8 protein-coding genes are annotated in these 6,372 nt (G+C 70.5%); 5 read left to right on the top strand and 3 right to left on the bottom strand.

Annotated elements, in window-relative coordinates:
- A partial coding sequence (locus tag V5O40_RS17985) for a DNA/RNA helicase domain-containing protein (protein ID WP_332906537.1) occupies positions 1–248 on the top strand: 248 nt, incomplete at its 5' end.
- Positions 249–519: 271 nt separating this feature from the next.
- Here V5O40_RS17985 and V5O40_RS17980 read toward each other — a convergent pair.
- Positions 520–672, bottom strand: a complete 153-nt coding sequence (locus V5O40_RS17980) for a hypothetical protein (RefSeq protein ID WP_332906536.1) — start codon at positions 670–672, stop codon at positions 520–522.
- Positions 673–887: 215 nt separating this feature from the next.
- On the opposite strand from V5O40_RS17980, the gene V5O40_RS17975 reads away from it, so the two are divergent.
- Positions 888–2,174, top strand: coding sequence for a serpin family protein (locus V5O40_RS17975; protein ID WP_332906535.1), 1,287 nt, complete (start codon positions 888–890; stop codon positions 2,172–2,174).
- On the opposite strand, the gene V5O40_RS17970 is transcribed toward V5O40_RS17975, so the two are convergent.
- Positions 2,164–3,081 carry an EamA family transporter gene (locus V5O40_RS17970; protein WP_332906534.1) on the bottom strand — a complete coding sequence of 306 codons (918 nt, stop codon included), beginning with the start codon at positions 3,079–3,081 and terminating at the stop codon, positions 2,164–2,166. The two genes, V5O40_RS17975 and V5O40_RS17970, sit on opposite strands and share 11 nt — an antisense overlap.
- Before the next feature lie 79 nt (positions 3,082–3,160).
- Here V5O40_RS17970 and V5O40_RS17965 point away from each other — a divergent pair, with 79 nt between their 5' ends.
- Positions 3,161–4,063 (top strand): LysR family transcriptional regulator, encoded by a 903-nt coding sequence (locus V5O40_RS17965; protein WP_332906533.1) that lies wholly within the window; start codon positions 3,161–3,163, stop codon positions 4,061–4,063.
- Positions 4,064–4,102: 39 nt separating this feature from the next.
- Here the strand turns inward: V5O40_RS17965 and V5O40_RS17960 are convergent, their stop codons facing one another.
- Entirely contained in the window at positions 4,103–4,702 is a 600-nt protein-coding gene (locus V5O40_RS17960) for an NADPH-dependent FMN reductase (protein WP_332906532.1), read from the bottom strand.
- Between the two features lie 63 nt (positions 4,703–4,765).
- Here V5O40_RS17960 and V5O40_RS17955 point away from each other — a divergent pair, with 63 nt between their 5' ends.
- Together V5O40_RS17955 and V5O40_RS17950 are read left to right on the top strand one after the other, a co-directional pair.
- Entirely contained in the window at positions 4,766–5,155 is a 390-nt protein-coding gene (locus V5O40_RS17955) for a MerR family transcriptional regulator (RefSeq protein WP_332906531.1), read from the top strand.
- A gap of 58 nt (positions 5,156–5,213) precedes the next feature.
- Positions 5,214–6,332 (top strand): erythromycin esterase family protein, encoded by a 1,119-nt coding sequence (locus V5O40_RS17950; protein WP_332906530.1) that lies wholly within the window; start codon positions 5,214–5,216, stop codon positions 6,330–6,332.
- The last annotated feature ends 40 nt before the right edge of the window (positions 6,333–6,372 follow it).

Here is a 6,372-nt window from a genome sequence, read left to right as displayed (position 1 = left end):
GACTGGTGATTCGGCGGGGCGAGTCGAAGGACCCGGCATTGCGGAGCCGCAAAGCGGTGAGCGACGACGAAGCCGACCGGCTAGTCCGCAACACCTACAAGGTGCTGCTGACCCGCGGCATGCGCGGGACGATCATCCACTCGGTCGACCCGGAGACCCGCGAGTTCCTGGCTGCTCTGGTGAGGCCCACCCGCGAGGTGGAAACCCACTACGAGCAGAGTGGCGACGACGATTCAGACGTTGGGTAACCCATTTCGTTCGCTCCAACTACCTCAGTTGAGTGGCACGACGGCGAATGGGCGTGGCTCAAGGTGCCGAGATCGGCCACGGACGATCAGGATGCTAATACGTTCCGGCCGGTGCTGGCCCGGGTCTCGCCGCGCTGCGGCCGGATGGATGACGGGTCAACGTCGGCGGACGGCGGATCGAGGGGCTGGGCGCGCGACGATCACCGCGACCTGCCCGCCACTTCGGCCGTGGCAGCCGATCGCACCCCTGGCCCGAGATCCTCGATCGGGATCACTGCGTCGACCAGTGCCCGGAGGGCGAACTCCGCTGGCTGCTCGGCGTGTGGACGGTCATGCCCAGGCGGCGGAACGCCGTCTCGGCACGTTGGGCTGTGTCGTAGAACTTGGCGCTGCTGCACAAGGTGACCGTCTCGATTTCCGGCATCGATCCTCCAAGTGTGTGGTCGGTATACGTGCCCAGGTGAGCGTTACCAGATGTCGGGGTTCGTCGAGGCAGCCGCACCGGCGTCCCCGCAGAATCTTCTCCCACACCATCAAGGGCGCTTCGAGGCCGTACGCGAGTAACGAACATTGGTTAACTTCGATGCAATCCGGACTCTGCACCGTCACGTCCCGGTAACGCTGCATTACCGTCAGGACATGGTCTCGCGTCGATCGATTCTTGGGGCGGTGCCGCTCGCCGCCGTCGCCCTCACCGCCACCCCAGGTCACGCCCGGCTCAACGGGTCGTCCCCGTCGACAAGTCCACAACGCGTACCACCCGACCCGGCCACGGTGCAGGCCGCCGCGTCGGCGGTACGCGGCTTCACCGCCGACCTCTACCGCACGGTCGCGTCGAGCCACACCGGCGGCAACGTGGTGTGCGCGCCGTACTCGGTTCAAATGGCGCTGGCGATGGCCCGGGCCGGTGCCGGCTCGACCACGGCGGACGAGATGGACGCCGTGCTGCACGCCCCGCATCCGCGACCCGGTGCGCTCGACAGCGGTCTGAACACCGTCGACCAGTCGCTCGCCACGCGGTTCCAGGACGGCGACGGTGTGCGGCAGCCCCGGGTGACCACGGCCAACGCCGTGTGGACCCGCCTCGATCTGGGCCTGCGGTCGGGGTTCCAGGACACCCTGGCGGGCTACTACGGCGCGCTCCCGCACCCGGTCGACTTCCGTGGCGCGCCGGAGGCGGCCCGCCAGGAGATCAACACCTGGGTGTCCGATCGGACCAACGCGAAGATCCCGGAGCTGTTGGCCCCGGACTCGGTGCGCCCCGACACCAGCCTGGTGCTCACCAACACGGCCTACCTCAAGGCGGCCTGGTACTACCCCTTCCGGGCATCGGCCACTGTGGCGGAGCCGTTCACCCGGGATGACGGCACGGTCGTCCAGGTGCCGATGATGCGCGGCCCGTTCGACCGGATGGGGCACCTGCTGGGCGACGGTTGGCGGGCGGTCGACGTGCCGCTCGCGGGCGACGGGCTGGCCATGGCCGTCGTCATGCCGACCCGGGACAACCTCGCCGCGGTCGAGGCGAACCTCGACGCGGCGTGGCTGAGCGCGTTGTTCGCCGGCTTCCAGTTCACCGACATTCAACTGCGGATGCCCCGGTGGACGTTCCGTCTGCCCGCCCAGCTGGGCGCCGCCCTGAGTGGCCTCGGCATGCCCACGGCCTTCACGCCGTACGCCGACTTCACCGGCATGAGCACCACCGACCCGGCGCTGTGCATCGACGACGTGGTGCACGAGACGTTCATCGGGGTGGACGAGAAGGGTGTCGAGGCGGCTGCCGCGTCGGCGGTCATCATCCGGCCACCGTCGATCCCGCAGGGGCCGCAGTTCTTCGTGAACCGGCCGTTCCTGTACGTCATCCACGACCGGGTCACCGGCGTACCGCTGTTCATCGGCCGGGTGCACGACCCGCTGGTCACCGGCTGACCCTGGTCGGCACGGTGGTGGCCGCGGCGCGCGTCGGGCTGACCTGGCCCGCGACGATCGCGGCGAGGCAGCACACGAAACCGGCCGACTGGACCGGGGTGAGTGATTCGTCGAGCAGCACCGCACCCAGCAGGGCCGCCACCACCGGCGAGAGCAGGGTGAGCAGCGCGACGGAGGTGACCGGCAGCGTGGCGATGCCCCGGAACCACAGGACGTAGGCGAGCAGGCCGCCGGGCAGGCCGAGCCAGAGGTACCCGAGCGCGGCGCTGCCGTCGACCGCGGGCGGTGCCCCCTCGAACAGCAGCGTCACCGGCAGCAGGAACAGGCCGCCGGCCGTGAGTTGCCAGCCGGCGTACGCCGTGGGGCCCACGCCCTCGGGGCGCCCCCATCGCTTCGTGAGCGTCACCCCGACGGCCATCGCCCCGGCGCCGCCGAGACCGGCCAGTAGCCCGACCACGTCGACGTCCGCCTCGGGGCCGATGACCAGCAGTCCGACTCCCGCGACGCCGACGATTCCCCAGGCGAAGGTCCAAGCCGACGGGCGCTGGTGCAGCACGGTCACGGCCAGGATCGCCACGGCCAGTGGCTGCACCGCGCCCAGCGTGGCGGCCACTCCGCCGGGCAACCGTTCGGCGGCGACGAACAGCAGCGGCAGGAACACGCCGATGTTGAGCACGCCCAGCACCGCCGCCTTGAGCCACCACCTGCCGTGCGGCAGCACCCGGCCGATCGCGAGTGCGGCCAGGCCCGCCGGCAGTGCCCGGATCAGCCCGGCGAAGAGCGGATGGCCGGCCGGCAGCAACTCGGTGGTGACCACGTACGTCGTGCCCCATACCGCAGGTGCGAGGGCGGTCGTGGCGGTGGCGGCAATGTGGCCCGCGGTCGGAGGTGGCAACAGGTTCGTCACGCGAATCAGGATCGACGACACGTAGTCATGAGTCCAACACATCCTTGTCAACCCAACCATCACGATTCACGATTGATGGATGGAGCTTCACCAGCTGCGGTACGTAGTGGCCGTCGCCGAGACGCGCAACTTCACCCGTGCCGCCGAGCGTTGTCTGGTCGTCCAGTCCGCCCTCAGTCACCAGATCGCCCGCCTCGAACGGGAACTCGGCGCCCGTCTGTTCGACCGGACCAGCCGCCGGGTGCGGACGACCCCGGCCGGCGAGGCGTTCCTGCCGGCGGCCCGTCAGTGCCTGGCCGCCGCCGAGCGGGCCGCCGCCGAGGTCGCCTCGGCGGTCGGCGAGATCAGGGGCCAGCTGACCGTCGGCATGATCCCGACGGTCGCGGCGGTCGACATCCCGGCCGCGTTGGACGCCTTCCACCGGCGGTATCCGCAGGTCCGCATCCGGCTGCGGGTCGGTGGCAGCGAGCAGCTCGTCGACCAGGCCAAGGAGGGCACGGTCGACATCGGCTTTCTCGGACTACCGGTGAGCGCCAGGCCCGAAGGGGTCACCGTGCGGCGGTTGGCGTACGACCGGTTGGTGGCCGTGGTCGCCCCGGACCATCCGCTCGCCGGTTGGACCGAGGTCGACCTCGCCCGCCTGGCCACCGAGACGTTCGTGGACCTGCCGCCGGGAACGGCGGGGCGGGCCCAGTCCGACCAGGCGTTCGCCGCCGCCGGAGTGCACCGCGAGGTCGCCTTCGAGGTGAGCACCGTCGACTCGATGATGACCCGGCTCGTCCGCCGGCAGCTCGGCATCGCCCTGCTTCCGTCGAACTTCACGCCGCACCTGCCGGGCGTGGTCACCATTCCGGTGCGGGACGCCCCGGCCCGGATCGAACATCTCATCTGGAACCGGACCACGCTGACCCCAGCGGCAACGGCGTTCCTCACCGAGCTGGACATCTCAGTCGACGACGGCGGGAGTGACGGTGAGCATTGAGTCGGTTCGCGCCGCCGGGGCCGGCTGCCGGCGCGGCGTTCAGGTCATCAGGGGGCGGTCCCGACGCGCGTCGGCCAGCACCTCCGCCCACCAGCGCAGCTCGGTCAGGCTCGCGGTCAGGCCACGGGACAGCTCCGCGTCCGGCGCGTAGCGACCCTGGTCGTCGAGCGACGTCCACGGCGCCCGTAGGCCCAGGGTCCGGCGGGTGGTCACCACGCTGAGTTCGGCGAGCACGCCGCGCAGGTGCTCGACCGCCGCATGCCCACCCTGCACGCCGTAGGCCACGATGGTCGCGGGCTTGAGCCGCCATTCGCCGTAGTGCCAGTCGATCAGACGTTTCAGCGAGGCGGGGTAGCTGTGGTTGTACTCCGGCGTGACGAAGACGTACGCGTCGGCGGCCGCTATCCGGTCGGCGACCTCGCTCTGCGGCCCACCTCCGGGGTGGAGCAGGCTGTCGTCGGGCAGCGTGACCTCGGCAACGTCGATCAGGTCGACCTCGATCGGTCGGTCCAGCGCGCGGGTGACCCAGCCGGCGATCGCCGGCCCCATCCGGTCCTTGCGCACACTGCCCGAGATCACGGCCACCCGTAGGCCGGCGGCGGGGGACGGGCCGTTGTGGTGTTCGGTCGAAGTGGTCATGCCGAGACCGTGCAGGTTCAACATATGTTGAAGTCAAGTACCCGCCCCGCCTACTCTGCGGCCATGACAGTTGCCACTGGTACCGCTCGGACGTTCAGCGTCGGCGAGGTCGCGGCCGACAGCGGTGTCGCGCCGTCGGCCGTGCGGTTCTACGAGAACCACGGGGTCATCAATGCGGTACGCACCGCCGGCAACCAGCGCCGCTTCGACGGATCCGCCGCGTGCCGGATCCAGGTCGCCAAACTCGCCCAGCGGGCCGGGCTGAGTGTCCGCGAGATCGCCGCGCTCTTCGCCGACCTGTCGGCCGATCCGACGCCCGACGAGTGGGCGGGCGTCGCCCATCGGTTGGTGACCGAGGTCGAGGAGCGGCTGCGCGATCTCAAGGCGCAGCTCGCGGCGATGGAGTCGGGCACCCGCCTGTGCGAGATCGGGCGGAACGATCCGGCACGCTGACGTGCCCGACGTCGCGGGACTTGACTTCACCATATGTTGAACCCCGATCGTCGGGTGCATGAGTGATCTCCGAACTCCGATCCCGTCGTCCGCCCAGCGGCTTGCCGCCCTCGTCGGGACGGCCACCATCGTCGGCCTCGGCACGAGTACCCGGGAGGCCACCGAGACCTTCCGGCTGGTCGAGGAGACCACCCACGAGTTGATCCGGCGCGGCTTCCGGGTCGTCGCGCTGCTCGACAACCAGCGGGTCGGCGACCTCTACGACAGCTACGTCCGGGGCGAGGACGTCGACCTGGCCACCGCGCTCAGACAGGCGTGGGGTCCATGGCGGACGGTCGAGATGCGCGACGCGCTCGTCCGGTTGCGCCGGCACAACCAACGTCACCCGGACGATCCGGTACGCGTCATCGCCGTCAACGGGCGACGTGCGCTGCCCGCCGACTACGACCGGGTGGTGGCGCTGCTCGCCCCGGCGGATCCGGCGACCGCAACACGGATCGGCGAGGTCTTCGACGTCATCCGTACCGCGCACGACAACGGCGAGCACGTCCAGCGCCTGCACGGCACCCATCCCGGCGTACCCTTCGTCGACCTCGCCCGCACCGCCCGCGATTTGGTCGCCAAGCTGCCTGACAGCCGGGAACGCGACGAAGCGCTGCCGTTGATCGACGCGATCGTCGACTTCCACGCGCACGCCCTCGGTGCCGGGTACGACGCGGCAGCGCAGGAGCGCGCGGCCGCCGAGCGACTCCTCGATCATCAGCGGGCCAGCGGCGACCGGGTCGTGTTCTGGGAAGGCAGCGCCCACGTCGCGGCGCACGGCGACACGATGATGGGCGCACACCTCAGGGCGGCCCTGGGCAGCGATTACGCGGCCGTCCACGTCACCTTCGGCCACGGCGGCATTCCCGGTCGGGACATTCCGCGCCCCGTCGGATCGTCACTGGACGCGTCGCTGCTCCAGGGCGGTGGTGCGCGGATCGTCGACCTGCGTGCCGCCGTACCCGCGGACCTCGCGGACCGCCCCGGACGAGGGTGGCGTACCCGACTGATCTCCGGTCTCTACCGGGCGGACCACGACGAGCAGCACTACTACGAGTTGCCCTCGCTGGCCGGCAGCTTCGACGCGATCGCCTTCATTCCGACGGTCACCCCGATCCACCCTCTGCCGGGCTGAACGACGTGCCGGAGACGCGGGCTCCGTCGTCCAGCGATGC

The organism is Micromonospora palythoicola, assembly GCF_036689795.1.
Taxonomy (GTDB): domain Bacteria; phylum Actinomycetota; class Actinomycetes; order Mycobacteriales; family Micromonosporaceae; genus Micromonospora; species Micromonospora palythoicola.
The sequence above is the reverse complement of the archived record's forward strand: the minus strand, read 5'-3'. Positions and strand labels throughout refer to the sequence as shown.

Bases quoted from the DNA above. Each gene is read 5' to 3' on its own strand.
- V5O40_RS17980 (WP_332906536.1), bottom strand. From the start codon at position 672: ATGCCGGAAATCGAGACGGTCACCTTGTGCAGCAGCGCCAAGTTCTAC.
- V5O40_RS17975 (WP_332906535.1), top strand. From the start codon at position 888: ATGGTCTCGCGTCGATCGATTCTTGGGGCGGTGCCGCTCGCCGCCGTC.
- V5O40_RS17965 (WP_332906533.1), top strand. From the start codon at position 3,161: ATGGAGCTTCACCAGCTGCGGTACGTAGTGGCCGTCGCCGAGACGCGC.
- V5O40_RS17960 (WP_332906532.1), bottom strand. From the start codon at position 4,702: ATGACCACTTCGACCGAACACCACAACGGCCCGTCCCCCGCCGCCGGC.
- V5O40_RS17955 (WP_332906531.1), top strand. From the start codon at position 4,766: ATGACAGTTGCCACTGGTACCGCTCGGACGTTCAGCGTCGGCGAGGTC.
- V5O40_RS17950 (WP_332906530.1), top strand. From the start codon at position 5,214: ATGAGTGATCTCCGAACTCCGATCCCGTCGTCCGCCCAGCGGCTTGCC.